Consider the following 14800-nt stretch of genomic DNA (forward strand, 5'->3'; position numbering starts at 1 on the left):
TATCAAAAAATATACTCTTGATAGTCAACTAAATAAAACCCATAAACGGATTTTTTTGGCTTTCAATGGTAATCTATTATTTATTTTTCTAACTTATTACCGCACTAGTATACCACTAACTACTTTACAATCATGCCAAGAGCGAAAACCGACAAGGACCGAAAAATATTTGTGTTAGACACTTCGGTCATCTTATATGCGCACAACTCCATTATGAACTTCGCTGAGCATGATGTGGTGATTCCGATCACCGTACTAGAAGAGCTGGATCAATTTAAAAAAGGTAATGACACCAAAAACTTTGAAGCTCGGGAATTTATCCGCCTATTGGATACCCTTTCCAAAGACCATATGATCCATAATTGGACTCCATTAAACGGAAAAACCAAAGGCAATTTCAAGGTCCTGATGAATCCTGAAACAGCCATCAATGCCAACATGATTTTTGGAGAGGAAAAAAATGATCATAAAATCCTGAATGCAGCCCTGCACCTCAAACAAAAAGAAACAGATCGAAAAGTGATTTTGGTAAGCAAGGATATCAACCTTCGCTTAAAAGCTAAATCCCTAGAAATACATGCTGAAGATTATGAGACAGGCAAAATCAAAAACCTCTCAGAAATAGAAAATACAGGCAAATTTGTGATGGAAGGAATTGCTCCAGAAATCATCAATGACCTATATGATCACCACTCGATCGAAGCCAAGCACGTATTGGGTACCCGCAAGCGAAAATCCAACGCATTTTACATTTTAAAAAGTGAAAAAAATTCTATTCTCTCCTACTACAATTCGGAAGACAACACAATAGAACGTGTGGATAAAAGGCTTGCTTATAATATCAAACCCAAAAATGCGGAACAAACATTTGCCTTACATGCCATCTTAAATCCACGGATTAAGTTAGTCTCTATCCAAGGAGTCGCAGGAACAGGTAAAACCTTATTAGCCTTAGCTGGCGCACTTGAACAACGCAGGGATTACAAACAAATATTTCTCGCAAGACCCATTGTACCACTAAGTAACAAGGACATTGGTTTTCTTCCAGGAGATATCAAATCAAAATTGAATCCCTACATGGAACCACTGTGGGATAATTTAAAGTTTATCCAAAACCAATTTAAAGAATCTGATAAAGAGTATCAAAAGATTACGGAGCTCGTCAATCAAGAAAAGCTCGTCATTCAGCCACTTGCATATATCCGGGGGCGCTCACTCTCCAATATCTTCTTTATCATTGATGAGGCTCAAAACCTAACGCCGCATGAAATCAAAACGATTATCAGCAGGGCTGGAGAAAACACAAAAATTATATTTACTGGTGATATCTTTCAGATAGATACACCTTATTTGGATAGCCAAAGTAATGGGCTGTCTTATCTCATTGACCGGGTAAAAGACCACCCCTTGTATGCACATATTAAACTGGAAAAAGGGGAACGATCAGAACTAGCTAATTTAGCAAATGAGCTTCTTTAAATCTGCCTCAACACAACTGGCTTCTCGGCAACTATCAAAAGTATACCGAGAAGCCCTAATTTTTAAACTCTTTACGCTTTAAATTAAAACATTATACCGTATTTGTAATTAAAACAGGTTTATATTTTTTATTCAGCTGATATTTTTTGTTATTCAAAATATTATTTCGAAAAATTTTTTCCAAAAATGAAACCTTTTGATCTTTTTCTCTGTATATACCTCAGCTTTCAATGAGAAGCTATTATGAATATATTCGAAATATTTAAAGGTTAATATACGGTTATGAAAAGAATGATTTTGTTTACAGCTAGTTTATTGTTGAGCAGCCAATTATTATTTGCTAGCTCACATGAAGGTGAGAAAACAGTAAAATTTGAGGATTTATTGAGAGATTTTAAAATAGAAGTCCTTGAAAACGCCCCTAAAAAAGCTCCTTCCATCGTTTTCATCAATAAGTGTGGAGATGTCGTGGGAGAATTGTACGGTGACAAGACCGAACTGAATGAAAAGTTTCAGGCATTGATAAAAGAGGGTCACCTGATGACTACCTCGGAAACAATGGAAGTTTATTTGATTAAGTAAAAAAAAGGCTGTTTTATAAGTAGTACTTCAGAAATGACCCCCAAACAAAATTCTGTTTAAGGGTCTATCCATATGTGAGTTAGTGTCTTTGTGGCTAAATATGCCACGAAGGCTCTGAGACACGAGATTTCGCTGATTGAACACCAAAAAAATTTGGGCAATGCTTTAAAGCATTGACTTATGAGACAGCCTCTTTTTTTTTAACTTTCAGTAATGGTATTTAATTTCGCAAGGAAACTATTATAGTATTGCCTTCCTACCTGTACCACATCTCCCGATTTTAAGGTAATATCCCTGGTATTAAAACTCTCAATTTGGTTGAGTTGCACAATAAAGGACTTTTGAACTCGCAGAAAGAGAGAAGGTGGTAATTTGTCTTCCATATCCTTCATTGACTTACGAATGGTATAATTTTTAGCTTTTGTAAATATGGTTACCATATTTCCGTTAGCCTCTACATAGTAAATATTTTCATAAGGCACTCTTTCAAAAGCATTATCCGATTTAATAAAAACGGCATCGGTCACCAAATATGGGCTTTCATCAGCTGTTTTTACACTGACAGATTCCACAGAAGGTTTGACACGCTTATTGTAGAGTACAATTTCTACAATTGCATGTATATCATTGGTATTAAATGGCTTAACAATAAACCCTGCTGGATTGATTCTTTTCGCTCGTTCGATAATCGTCGGATCAGAATAGGACGTCACGAATACAATGGGTACATCTACCATCTGATGTACAATCTCACCCAACTCAATGCCATCTTTATCACCTTTCAATTTGATATCCATAAATACCAAATCTGGTTTATACTTTTTGATGATCTTAACAGCCTGATTGGCAGAGTTAGCTATATCAATATTGATATAACCTAGAAGCTCTAATATCTCTTCGATATTTTCCGCGATGTTTATATCATCTTCAACGATAAGGATTCTTTCCTCTTTCATAAGTCTTTTTGGGTTTGACTAAACAAGGATTGTACGAACTAGTTTTTTGTGTATATAAGAACAATAAGTCTGTATATTTACACAATTATAAAACTAAAATCAACTAAACAGAAAAATATTCGAATAATTGATGGATTAGAGGCTCATCATATCCTTAAATCTAGCTGCTTGCCTCCTACTTACTTCAATTCTGTCACCACCACGAAGCGTAACTACAAGTCCACCGTTGAACCAAGGCTCTATGCCTTCCACCCAACTCAGATTAATAATGTGTTTTCTACTAGCCCTAAAAAAAGACTTCTCATCCAGGCGCTCGTCTAAAGCATTCAGTGATTTGTGGATCATAGGCTTGAAATTATCAAAGTACACTTTGATATAGTTTCCGTCTGATTCAAACAACCGAACATTAGACAAGCGTACAAACCAGCATCGATCTCCGTCTTTTACAAAGACTTGATCATTCAGTGATAATTTTTTATCGGTAGATGAATCCGAGTCTTGTGAAGATTTTTCGACATTATCTTGAAGCTTTTTCTGCAAACGCTCAATGGTCTCTGCAAGCCTTTTGGGCTCAATAGGCTTCAACAAATAATCCAATGCATTAACTTGGAAGGCTTTAATGGCATATTCATCGTAAGCAGTAGTGAAAATTACATAAGGCACGTTATCCAATTCCTCCAATAAATCGAACCCTGTTTTTTCCGGCATCTGTATGTCCAAGAAGACCACATCAGGTGATAAAGCCTCAATTTTTTCTTTGGCATCGTCTACGTTGTTAGCTTCACCTACTACTTCAACCTGCTCAAATTGGGAAAGAAGATTGATTAACTCTTTTCTTGCTAATCGTTCATCATCTATGACAAGTGCTTGCATGTTTTTCTTATTTTTAGCCTAAGGTAAGGTTTTGTTTTGGAATTTTTATTTCTGTGATGACAAAATCACTCCCTGAATTATAAATTTTAAAGGATGCTCTTTGCCCATATATTAATTTTAATCGCTGTATGGTGTTGGTTATTCCATGGCCTTCCCCACTTTTTCTTTTAGGAGTAGGTGCTGTTTTCAACTGCCCTGAATTAATTACTTGAATTACCAAATCATCTGAAATCCCTTCAAAACACTTAATTTCAATGACACCACCTTTTACACGATTTGAAATCCCATGTTTGATTGCATTTTCAACAATCGTCTGTAACATCATGGGGGGGATTTTGTAATCATACGCCTCTCCATCAATCAAATACTTCACCTGCAAACGCTCTTCAAAACGGATCATTTCCAGATTCAAGTAGTCTTTGACAGTGTTTAGCTCATTTTCAAAATCAATGACTCTTTTTTTATCCATCATCAAAGAAAACCTCAGGATATTGGATAATTGAGTGATGGCAATTTTAGCCTTCTTGGGATCTTCATCCACCAAAGCTCTCACAGAATTTAAAGCATTAAATATGAAATGGGGGTTTAATTGACTTTTCAGATGATTGAGCTGAATCTCATTAATCTTGGCTTGGTACTTCAAGGTTTGATTATAGTTGTCCAAGAAATGAAACAAAAAATACAGCATTGCCCATAGAGAGTAAAATAGGAAACTGACGAATGTGTTAACAGCAATCACCAAAGGCCTGAAATCTGTCTCTGCATTCAGAGTTCCAAATACCCAGTTCAATAAGATTTGTGCAAGGGTATTGGTTAACGAAAGCGCCCCGAGAGCCACTAATGTATAGCTCAATAATCGGCCAAACTCTAAATTGAACCATCCATATTTTTTAATAATAAACCTCAAAAAATGTGTCGAAACTAGATAATACGCCGCTAAAGCAGAAAAAGCCCAAAGCAGAACAGGCGTCAAACCTCTATCCAAAGATGCAAAAAAAAGATTGATCAGAGCATAGCTCAACCACCCCAAAAGTTGCAAAATCCAGTAGAGTCTGATTTTATTCATGATGATACAAATATACTATCACACACTCGTATGTTAAAGTGCATATTACAGCAAGGAACTGATCAAAAGATAACAGGTGATATGGTCATTCAAGCTAATTCTTCCTTCAAAAACTTAGCTGTATAACTTTGCTTATCTTTTGCCACTTTTTCTGGTGTTCCTTGGACCAAGATTCTACCTCCTCCATTGCCGCCTTCCGGTCCAAGGTCCACGATGTAATCAGATACCTTGATAATATCCAAATTATGTTCAATGATCAGAACAGTATTTCCTTTATCTACCAATTTCTGTAAGACTTGTAATAAATGTTCAATGTCCTGAAAATGAAGTCCAGTAGTAGGTTCATCTAAAATATAAAAGGTATTTCCTGTATCCTTCTTGGATAGTTCCGTAGCTAACTTGACACGCTGTGCTTCCCCACCTGACAAAGTCGTAGCATGCTGACCAAGGGTTATGTATCCGAGCCCCACATCATTCAAGGTTTTGATTTTCCGAAGAATCTTGGGCTGATTTTCAAAAAACTCAACTGCTTGCTCTACCGTCATATCCAAAACATCAGAAATCGATTTACCCTTGAATCTAACCTCTAGGGTCTCCCGATTATAGCGCTTCCCCTTGCAGGTTTCACAAGGAATATGTACATCTGGTAGAAAATCCATCTCAATCAATTTCATCCCTGCTCCTTCACAATCTTCACAACGGCCACCTTTGACATTAAAACTGAATCGACCTGGTTTATAACCCCGGATTTTTGCTTCAGGCAATTCTGTAAATAGTGTTCGAATATCTGAGAAAACACCCGTATACGTTGCAGGGTTCGATCGGGGAGTCCTTCCAATCGGAGATTGATCCACTTCTATCACCTTATCCAAATGCTTCAAGCCATCAATGGACTGGTAGGCCAAAGGCTCTTTTTTCGAATTGTAAAAATGCTGATTAAGAATTGGATACAATGTCTCATGGATCAGCGTACTTTTCCCACTTCCAGAAACTCCCGTAACGCATATCATCGCTCCTAATGGAAGTTTCAAATCAACATTTTTAAGATTATTACCAGATGCTCGTTTTAATTCCAAAAAATTGCCATTACCTGTTCTTCTCTTAGCAGGAACTTCTATTTTCAAATCTCCAGAAAGGTATTTGGCCGTCGTACTTTTCTTTTGTAAAATTTCCTGAGGAGTACCTGCAGCCACGATCTGCCCTCCATGCCTGCCTGCTCCTGGCCCAATATCCACCACAAAGTCAGCTTCCAACATCATATCCTTGTCATGCTCTACGACCAGTACGGTATTGCCCAGATCACGTAAATCTTGCAAAGCTTTGATCAACTTCACATTATCCCGCTGATGCAAGCCAATACTGGGTTCATCCAAAATATACAACACACCAACCAACTGCGTTCCGATCTGAGTAGCCAAGCGAATTCGCTGCGCTTCCCCACCAGAAAGTGTTCGCAAAGGCCGATTGAGGGATAGATAATCCAAGCCTATATCGAGTAAGAAACCAATGCGCTTACGGATTTCTTTCAAAACTTCTTTGGCAATGATGTTTTGCCGATCGGATATACGCTCCTCTAAACCTACAAACCAGTTACCCAAGGTCTGAATATCCATCATAGCCAATTCACCTATGTGCTTATCCGCTATTCTGAAATGCAAGGCCTCTTTTTTTAAGCGATAACCGTCACAATCCGGACAGGTTTTGGTGATGGTAAACTCACTTACCCATTGCTGAATTTTATCCGAGCTGCCTTCCTGGTATTTCTGTAAAAAATTGACAATCCCTTCAAAGGTCGTATTCCATTGCGTACCTGGATACTTGACAGAATCCACAGCAACTTCAATTTTATCCCCATACAACAGGACATTGATCACTTCTTCGGGCAATTTGCTGATAGGCGTACTCATACTGCATTTAAAATGCTTGAGAATAGCTTCGATTTTTTTGAATATCCAGATATCCCTATACTCACCCAAAGGCGCTATTCCGCCTCGGGTAATGCTCAAACTCGGATCAGGGATGATGCTTTCCTTGGTGATTTCTTCCGTCACCCCCAAACCATTACAGGTAGGACAAGCTCCATAAGGACTGTTGAATGAAAAATTATTGGGGGCGGGTTCATCGTATGAGAGCCCTGTGGTAGGATCCATCAGATACTTAGAAAAATGATGAACTGCTCCTGATTCATCGCGAAGCATGATCACACCTTTTCCAAGATTGAGCGCAGTCTTCAACGATTGAGAGATACGGAATCGGTCTTCTTCCTCCGCTACAATCCGATCCACAACGATTTCAATATCGTGGATTTTATATCGATCCACCTGCATTTTAGGGACCATTTCCATGACCACGCCATCTACCCTTACTTTGGAGTAACCCATTTTGCGGATTTGCTCAAATAGCTCACGGTAATGGCCCTTTCTTCCTTTGACCACAGGAGCTAAGATGTAGAGCTTTTTCCCCGTAAAATTTTCAAAAAGCTGTTCAATGATTTGATCCTCCGTTTGACGGATCATCTTGATCCCTGACAAGTAGGAAAAGGCCTCTCCGGCGCGGGCATAGAGCAGACGCATAAAATCGTAGATTTCCGTAACTGTCCCAACTGTTGAGCGGGGATTTTTGGAAGTAGTCTTCTGTTCGATGGAGATTACAGGAGAAAGGCCATTGATTTTATCCACATCCGGTCTTTCCATCCCACCCAAAAAAGAGCGGGCATAGGCGGAAAAGCTTTCCATGTAGCGTCGTTGACCCTCTGCATAGATGGTATCAAAAGCCAAGGAGCTTTTACCACTGCCACTCAAGCCGGTAATCACAACCAACTTGTTTCTAGGAATACTTAAATCTATGTTTTTTAGATTGTGTTCTCGGGCACCGAAAATCTCAATATATTCTTGTTTTTGCTCAGTCAGAGTGTCTGTCTCAGGCATGTAGGATTGTTGCATGGGGTTCAAATGGCAAAAATACGCATTATAAATGGCACATCACAGGAGTTGCCAAAAGTAAAACTTGCAAGGCAGAACAAAGTTTGAAAAGTGGGTATCCTTCTCATAATAATTAGTTTTACATAGGTCCTGCTGAATATTTTTAAATTTTTTTCACAACAAAATCTAACCTTTATAAAATTTTGTAGTACAACTCATTATGAAAAGAATCACAATATATTTATTCGCTTTGGCCTTTTTTTCGATTGTATCTAATACAAATGCCCAAAATCTAATGGGTGGAATTCTTTACAATCAATCAAATGAGCCCATACCCAATGCAGAAATAGAAATAACTCATTCGCCGAGTGGTTTGATTTATTATCTAGTAACCAAAACTGATGGTTCATACCAGTTGCGAAATGTTGAAACTCCGGGTCCTTACTCCATCAAGGTAACGCTTGAAAATTCGGTATGGGTTGGTAACATCAGGAGAAGACTCAATCAATCATCCTATCCGATAAAGCTGGCGATGGAAGAAGGAGAAGGTGTTGAAGAAAGACATACAAGTGTATCTATGAGTGTAAGGATTTTACTAAATACTTCAAAATAAAAGTCTTAGCCTAAAAATTGGGCATAGATGGTTCAAGTTTTCAAAAATTTTCATGAGAACTTGATCCATTATTTTTTTACAACTAAAGCTTGACTATAGCAGAATATCTATTCCACTTAGAATCAATGGAAAAGGCTTTCTGTAGCCTAATTTTTACTTTTAAAAATTCTTTTTTCCTTCCTTTTAGTTTTAGACTCTTTCTCTCCAGATTGGATTCCTTGATCCCCACCGACATTTCTATTTTCCAACTGCTTTCCTTTCAATTTTTCTTGGTCTTCACCTGTTATAGTACTTCGCAAACCCGAAAAAATCAACTGCCACCAATAGTTGAAAATGGACTTATGGGGCTGACGGAGAAAATAAACCTCCCCTTCTCGTAGACTTCCACTTTTACTGGGATTAGAGCCTCTTACTACCAACTTATTAGCTAAAAATGAGCCTATTTTCCTCCAAAGATTATTATCCGATTTAAAATCTTGGTTGAGCAACTCCAGTGCAAGGTCATCAAATCTAACAATCAAATCCCCTGTTCCCTCATACTCATTTCCCGCAATGTTGAAATCCAATCGCTGAACAAATCCTGATTTGATGCTAGCCTTTGCTTCGGGTTCGATGATGTTGTTTAAGGAGGCTAGTGGTTGATCCCTCAATGTTCCACGCAATGTAAATCGTCCCTCAGGATGTACCAAATCATAACGAATCAGTGCTTGAAGGGAGCCTTGGCCCATCAGTTTTGCACTCGCATCAACTGTCAGCCAGTCATTGTCACCTCTTTTTTCAGGAATATTCGACATATTTTGAATAGTTCCATTGAGTTCAGAAAAAAACAGGCTTCCAGACCTAGGAGCAGCATTGTCAGGACGCTCTTCGATGATGATTTTCCCATTTGCTATCTGTACATGTTCGATGTGAAAAGGCTGTGCAAGTTCGGATAACACTGCATGGATCAATTGGGGCCGTTTTTGAAGATTTTCTGTCTTTCGCTTGTCTAAGAAGGCTTCCAAAATCAAACCCGTTGCTTTCACAGTGTCGACCTCTATAATGCTTTCTTTGAAGAACTTATTGAAATTGAACCCCTCTAAATCAAGCGCCAGCGAATCCAGTTGAATCCAAGCCTTGCGCTCACCAAATAAGCCTGTATACTCATATTTACCCAACTTATGCAACAGACCTGCATAGCCAATGGTGAAAAACTGTTCTCTTGTATCCAACTCAATCGCATTCGCTACCAGATATTGTCGGTAATCATCGAAATGAAGCTCGATACCTTCGATCGTTCCATGGATATCCTCCACAGAAAATAGTGATTTGGGATTCTTTATATCTTCCTTCGTAAGCTGAAATTGGCGGATGTTCAAATCCAGATCCACCAGTGCTAAACGTATGGAGTCTACTTCGTTATTGTATGCTCGTATCGAAAGATCTTGCAAATCAAAAAAATCCACTTGAATCAATTCGTAGTCTTTTGGACCATCCCTTTTTGGTTTTTTTTCCGCTTGCTGGGTTTGAGTGGCTGCAATCAGGGAATCCAACGGAGGCGTAAAAGATCGGATAGAAACTCCGTGCAACAAAGCCGTGTCCACATGAATACTATTTTCCAAAAGAAAAGCCCTCCACTTAAACCCGGAGACTTGAAGTTTTTGGATATCTGCCAAAACAACTGTCCTTCCCCCTTCCAACTCCTCTGATTGACCGATATGGATGCTATCAATTGTCAAGTAGGTTCCCGAGTAATTGTAATCCAGCACAATCTTCCCGAAACTAATTTCATGTCCATAAAACGTATTTGTTCGCGTAATCATGTTGGTGACAATCCGATTGGCATTGTTATTCAAATACCAATTGATAAGCCAAGGAATTCCCCTTGCAGCCAGTAAAAGCAACAGCAGCACAAAGAAAATAACTATGGCAAGCTTGCGGTTCATAGGGAATTAACTCTTGTAAGATAAAAAAATTTGAGACATTAGTTGATAATAATAAGCAAAGATCTTTTGGTTATTGAAATACTTAAAAATAGATATTTATCGATATTGGTAGATAATTGGATATTAAAGGGCGGATGAATAAAACTTTGCGCTCATTGCGATAATCGTGGCGGACGTGGCGTGAACTTATTTTTTGAAATAAGGTGGAAATAAAGTAGAAATAAATTGAAATATTAGATAGTGACTTCAACCACCAATTTGCGTCAGCAAAGCATCAGTGGTAATCTGTGAAAATCAGTGGCTAAAAAAGGATATTAATTGATATTTGGATATTGAATGGATATTAGGGGGCGTATCAAAAAAATCTTGCGCTCGTGGCGAAAAACGTGGCGGACGTGGCGTGAACTTATTTTTTGAAATAAGGTGGAAATAATGTTGAAATAAATGGAAATATTGGGTTGTGGTAACAAATACCAATTTGCGTCAGCAAAATATCTGTGTTCATATGTGAAAATCAGTGGCTAAAAAAGATATTGATTGATACTTGGATATTGAATGGATATTAAGTGGCGTATCAAAAAAATCTTGCGCTCGTTGCGAAAAACGTGGCGGACGTGGCGTGAACTAGTAGTTTGAAATAAGGTGGAAATAATGTTGAAATAAATGGAAATATTAGATAGTGACTTCAACCACCAATTTGCGTCAGCAAAACATCTGTGGTAATCTGTGAAAATCAGTGGCTGAAAAAGGATATTGATTGATATTTAGATAATAGGATATTGGGGAGGCGCATCAAGAAACCACCTTGCGCTCGTTGCGGTAATCATGGCGGACGTGGCGTGAACTTATTTTTTGAAATAAGGTGGAATTAATGGGGAAATAACTTGATATTGGAGGATATTGGATATTGGGGGCGTATCAAAAAAACCGTTGCGGTCGTTGCGGTAATCGTGGCGCGCGTGGCGTGAACCTTTAAAGGAGTACAATTTGAGGTGAAAAAGACATTTTTTGCACTTTAATAATGCATTTTTTTTACTTTTTTGCACTTTTACAGTGCGTTTTTTCTATATTTACACAACTAGATTGCCATGGAAACATTATTTCAATACTCAAATAAACTAATATCTGAAGTAAGTGTGGAGTTTGTTCGCCATGCTTACAATTCAATCAATTGGAACAACCGAATGCTTGGCGTAATTGGTCCAAGGGGTGTTGGTAAAACAACACTGCTATTACAATACATAAAAAACAATCTTTCCCTGAAAGAAACACTATATGTCACAGCAGAGGATTTCTACTTTGCCAACAATCGCTTGATTGATGTAGCGAGTGAATTTGTCAAATGGGGAGGTAAGCACCTTTTTATTGACGAAATACATAAATATCCAGATTGGTCAAAAGAATTGAAGCTGCTTTACGACTATCATCCTGATTTGAAAATAGTATTTTCAGGCTCTTCCGTGTTAGATATAAAAAAAGGAAGTGCCGACTTAAGCAGAAGGGCTGTCATGTTTTACATGCAAGGATTATCATTCAGAGAATATCTAGCTTTCGCCTACCAGCTACGGATAAGACCTTATACATTGGAAGAAATTCTAGCAAACAAATTACAGCTAAAAGAAATCCCACATCCGTTGCCATTATTTCAAGAGTACTTAAAAAAAGGATATTATCCATTTGCAGCCGAAGAAGGCTTTCAAATAAAACTTATGCAAGTAGTCAATCAGACCTTGGAAGTAGACATCCCAAGCTTTGCAAATATGAATGTTTCTACCGGAAGAAAGTTGAAGCAACTGATGGCAATAGTAGCCGAAAGCATCCCTTTTAAACCCAATATGAGCAAGATTGCTGAATTACTATCAATTTCCCGAAATAATGTGGGAGATTATTTCCTCTACATGGAAGAGGCAGGTATGATTATGCAAGCCCGCAATCCAACAGAAGGAATAAGAGCCCTAGGAAAAGTAGAAAAAATCTATCTTGAAAACCCCAATCTTGTTTTTAGTTTGGCTAATCAACACCAAGATAAAGGAAACCTTCGGGAAACATTTTTTATGAATCAGCTTAAATTAACCCATGCAATCACTTCTTCTCCCATAGCAGATTTTAGAGTTGATGGTATAGACTTTGAAATTGGAAGAAAAAACAAAAGTGGCAAACAATTGAGTCAAGCAAAAAATGGATATCTCGTAAAAGATGATATAGAAACAGGTTATCTCAATACCATTCCATTATGGAATTTTGGATTTTTATACTAGCTTCATTACGAATAGATATTGTTTGATACTTGGATAATAGGATATTGGGTTGTGGTAACAAATACCAATTTGCGTCAGCAAAGCATCTGTGGTAATCTGTGAAGATCAGTGGCTGAAAAAGGATATTGATTGATATTTGGATAATAGGATATTGGGGGGCGTATCAAAAAACCTTGCGCTCGTGGCGGTAATCGTAGCGGTCGTGGCGTGAACTTATTTTTTGAAATAAATGGAAATATTGGATGGTGATGTCCAATACCAATTTGCGTAAGCAAAGTATCTGTGGTAATCTGTGAAGATCAGTGGCTAAAAAAGATATTGATTGATATTTAGATATTAGTGGATATTGGGGAGGCGCATCAAGAAACCACCTTGCGCTCGTTGCGAAAATCGTAGCGGGCGTGGCGTGAACTAGCATTTTGAAATAAGGTGGAAATAATGTTGAAATAAATGGAAATATTGGATGGTGATGTCCAATACCAATTTGCGTCAGCAAAGTATCTGTGTTCATCTGTGAAGATCAGTGGCTAAAAAAGATATTGATTGATACTTGGATACTGATGGATATTGGGGGCGTATCAAAAAAACCTTGCGCTCGTTGCGAAAATCGTAGCGGTCTTGGCGTGAACTTATTTTTTGAAATAAGGTGGAAACAATGTTGAAATAATTGGAAATATTGAGCTTTGGTACCAAATACCAATTTGCGTCAGCAAAACATCTGTGGTAATCTGTGAAGATCAGTGTCGAAAAAAGATATTGATTGATATTTAGATATTAGTAAATATTGGGGAGGCGCATCAAGAAACCACCTTGCGCTCGTTGCGGTAATCGTAGCGGGCGTGGCGTGAACTAATAAATTGAAATAAGGTTGAAATAAAGTAGAAATAAATGGAAATAATGGATGATTGTGTCTAATACTAATTTGCGCCAGCAAAGCATCTGTGATAATCTGTGAAGATCAGTGTCGAAAAAAGATATTGATTGATATTTGGATATTTATGGATATTGGGGGCGTATCAAAAAAGTTTGCGCTCGTTGCGATAATCGTAGCGGGCGTGGCGTGAACTTATTTTTTGAAATAAGGTGGAATTAATGGGCTGTGGTTACAAATACCAATTTGCGTCAGCAAAACATCTGTGTTCATCTGTGAAAATCAGTGGCTAAAAAAAGATAGTGGCAAGACATCAAACGGGCAGAAGGATGGTGTAGGTCTTGCCTTTGGAGACATTCAGTTTCGTGGAGCGAAGCCATGGGTTGTGGATTTTTAAATCCTTGTAGCTGCTACCGTGTTTGATCGCCCAATCTGCCAAGTTAGGAATGGAACTCTGCACTTGTAGGGCTCTCAAGGTAGGAAGCTCATACAACTCCTCCTTTGGCAATTCAAACCCATAACGCTCAGAATTCTCAAAAAGCTCCTTAAATGCCACAATCCTGAAAATGTAGCGGCTCGTCTCCTCATTGAGCCACAAGTCGTAATAATTGTTGTGACGCTGCTCGTTCTTCCGTTTAGAAAGGCCGGAAATTCCCATATTGTAACTCGCGGCCACAGAAGTCCAATTCCCAAAATTAGCATAGGCCTTCTTCAAATACTTGCAGGCCGCTACGGTAGATTTTTCCAAGTGGTAACGTTCATCTACATCTTTGCTCACTTCAAGGTTATATTCCTTGGCCGTCGCATCCATAAACTGCCAAAATCCACGCGCTCCAGCCGGGGATACCACATTCAGCAAATTGGATTCCGCCATCGCTAGGTATTTGAAGTCCTCAGGAACACCATTTTCTTTCAAAATCTTCTCAATAGTCGGCAAAAACTTATTAGCCCGCTTCATCAACAAAATAGCATTGGACTCCCAATAGGCATTCACATAAATCTCTCGTTCAAAGCGCTCCCGAACCTCTGGGTCTTTCAAGGGAAGTTCTTCACCTGCGAAATTTACTTTATCAGGTAGGGAAAAAATATTCACCCGCTTATCGGGAATCGTTATCCGTATTTGATTGCCATCACTGGTATTGACTGTAAGCTGTGGCTGCTCGGAGGCCTCCTGCAAAAGCTTAAACTGAAAAAGCACTACCCCTATGAGTAGTGCGATCAAGGTATAAATCACTATAAGATGAAATCGCTGCAAG

General features: G+C 38.4%; 10 protein-coding genes. 4 read left to right on the top strand and 6 right to left on the bottom strand.

Annotation, left to right across the window (positions count from 1 at the left end):
• Positions 1-132 precede the first annotated feature (132 nt).
• Together IPZ59_RS04180 and IPZ59_RS04185 are read left to right on the top strand one after the other, a co-directional pair.
• Positions 133-1479 carry a PhoH family protein gene (locus tag IPZ59_RS04180; protein WP_236138628.1) on the top strand — a complete coding sequence of 449 codons (1347 nt, stop codon included), beginning with the start codon at positions 133-135 and terminating at the stop codon, positions 1477-1479.
• Between the two features lie 282 nt (positions 1480-1761).
• Positions 1762-2061 (top strand): hypothetical protein, encoded by a 300-nt coding sequence (locus tag IPZ59_RS04185; RefSeq protein WP_236138629.1) that lies wholly within the window; start codon positions 1762-1764, stop codon positions 2059-2061.
• Between the two features lie 200 nt (positions 2062-2261).
• Here IPZ59_RS04185 and IPZ59_RS04190 read toward each other — a convergent pair whose 3' ends face one another.
• The 4 genes from IPZ59_RS04190 to uvrA form a co-directional block, all read right to left on the bottom strand.
• Positions 2262-3017, bottom strand: coding sequence for a LytR/AlgR family response regulator transcription factor (locus IPZ59_RS04190; protein WP_236138630.1), 756 nt, complete (start codon positions 3015-3017; stop codon positions 2262-2264).
• Positions 3018-3152: 135 nt separating this feature from the next.
• Entirely contained in the window at positions 3153-3890 is a 738-nt protein-coding gene (locus IPZ59_RS04195; RefSeq protein ID WP_236138631.1) for a LytR/AlgR family response regulator transcription factor, read from the bottom strand.
• Between the two features lie 13 nt (positions 3891-3903).
• Positions 3904-4956 (bottom strand): sensor histidine kinase, encoded by a 1053-nt coding sequence (locus tag IPZ59_RS04200; protein WP_236138632.1) that lies wholly within the window; start codon positions 4954-4956, stop codon positions 3904-3906.
• 89 nt (positions 4957-5045) lie between these two features.
• The gene (uvrA, locus tag IPZ59_RS04205; protein ID WP_236138633.1) at positions 5046-7898 is read right to left on the bottom strand and encodes an excinuclease ABC subunit UvrA; all 2853 of its coding nucleotides are present in this window, start codon (positions 7896-7898) and stop codon (positions 5046-5048) included.
• A gap of 199 nt (positions 7899-8097) precedes the next feature.
• On the opposite strand from uvrA, the gene IPZ59_RS04210 reads away from it, so the two are divergent.
• Complete coding sequence (locus tag IPZ59_RS04210; protein WP_236138634.1) at positions 8098-8490, top strand: carboxypeptidase-like regulatory domain-containing protein; 393 nt, start codon at positions 8098-8100, stop codon at positions 8488-8490.
• 146 nt (positions 8491-8636) lie between these two features.
• Here the strand turns inward: IPZ59_RS04210 and IPZ59_RS04215 are convergent, their stop codons facing one another.
• Positions 8637-10415, bottom strand: coding sequence for a DUF748 domain-containing protein (locus tag IPZ59_RS04215; RefSeq protein ID WP_236138635.1), 1779 nt, complete (start codon positions 10413-10415; stop codon positions 8637-8639).
• Between the two features lie 1088 nt (positions 10416-11503).
• On the opposite strand from IPZ59_RS04215, the gene IPZ59_RS04220 reads away from it, so the two are divergent.
• A complete protein-coding gene (locus IPZ59_RS04220) occupies positions 11504-12673 on the top strand; it encodes an ATP-binding protein (protein ID WP_236138636.1) in 1170 nt (389 codons plus the stop codon).
• A 1184-nt stretch (positions 12674-13857) separates the two neighbouring features.
• On the opposite strand, the gene IPZ59_RS04225 is transcribed toward IPZ59_RS04220, so the two are convergent.
• Positions 13858-14799 carry a lytic transglycosylase domain-containing protein gene (locus IPZ59_RS04225; protein ID WP_236138637.1) on the bottom strand — a complete coding sequence of 314 codons (942 nt, stop codon included), beginning with the start codon at positions 14797-14799 and terminating at the stop codon, positions 13858-13860.
• Position 14800 lies beyond the last annotated feature (1 nt).

The organism is Mongoliitalea daihaiensis, assembly GCF_021596945.1.
GTDB classification, from domain to species: Bacteria; Bacteroidota; Bacteroidia; order Cytophagales; family Cyclobacteriaceae; genus Mongoliitalea; species Mongoliitalea daihaiensis.

What these genes read in the sequence shown, in the direction of transcription:
- IPZ59_RS04200 (WP_236138632.1), bottom strand. Translation starts at nt 4,956, where the DNA reads ATGAATAAAATCAGACTCTACTGGATTTTGCAACTTTTGGGGTGGTTG.
- IPZ59_RS04190 (WP_236138630.1), bottom strand. Translation starts at nt 3,017, where the DNA reads ATGAAAGAGGAAAGAATCCTTATCGTTGAAGATGATATAAACATCGCG.
- IPZ59_RS04180 (WP_236138628.1), top strand. Translation starts at nt 133, where the DNA reads ATGCCAAGAGCGAAAACCGACAAGGACCGAAAAATATTTGTGTTAGAC.
- IPZ59_RS04210 (WP_236138634.1), top strand. Translation starts at nt 8,098, where the DNA reads ATGAAAAGAATCACAATATATTTATTCGCTTTGGCCTTTTTTTCGATT.
- IPZ59_RS04185 (WP_236138629.1), top strand. Translation starts at nt 1,762, where the DNA reads ATGAAAAGAATGATTTTGTTTACAGCTAGTTTATTGTTGAGCAGCCAA.
- IPZ59_RS04215 (WP_236138635.1), bottom strand. Translation starts at nt 10,415, where the DNA reads ATGAACCGCAAGCTTGCCATAGTTATTTTCTTTGTGCTGCTGTTGCTT.
- uvrA (WP_236138633.1), bottom strand. Translation starts at nt 7,898, where the DNA reads ATGCAACAATCCTACATGCCTGAGACAGACACTCTGACTGAGCAAAAA.
- IPZ59_RS04195 (WP_236138631.1), bottom strand. Translation starts at nt 3,890, where the DNA reads ATGCAAGCACTTGTCATAGATGATGAACGATTAGCAAGAAAAGAGTTA.
- IPZ59_RS04220 (WP_236138636.1), top strand. Translation starts at nt 11,504, where the DNA reads ATGGAAACATTATTTCAATACTCAAATAAACTAATATCTGAAGTAAGT.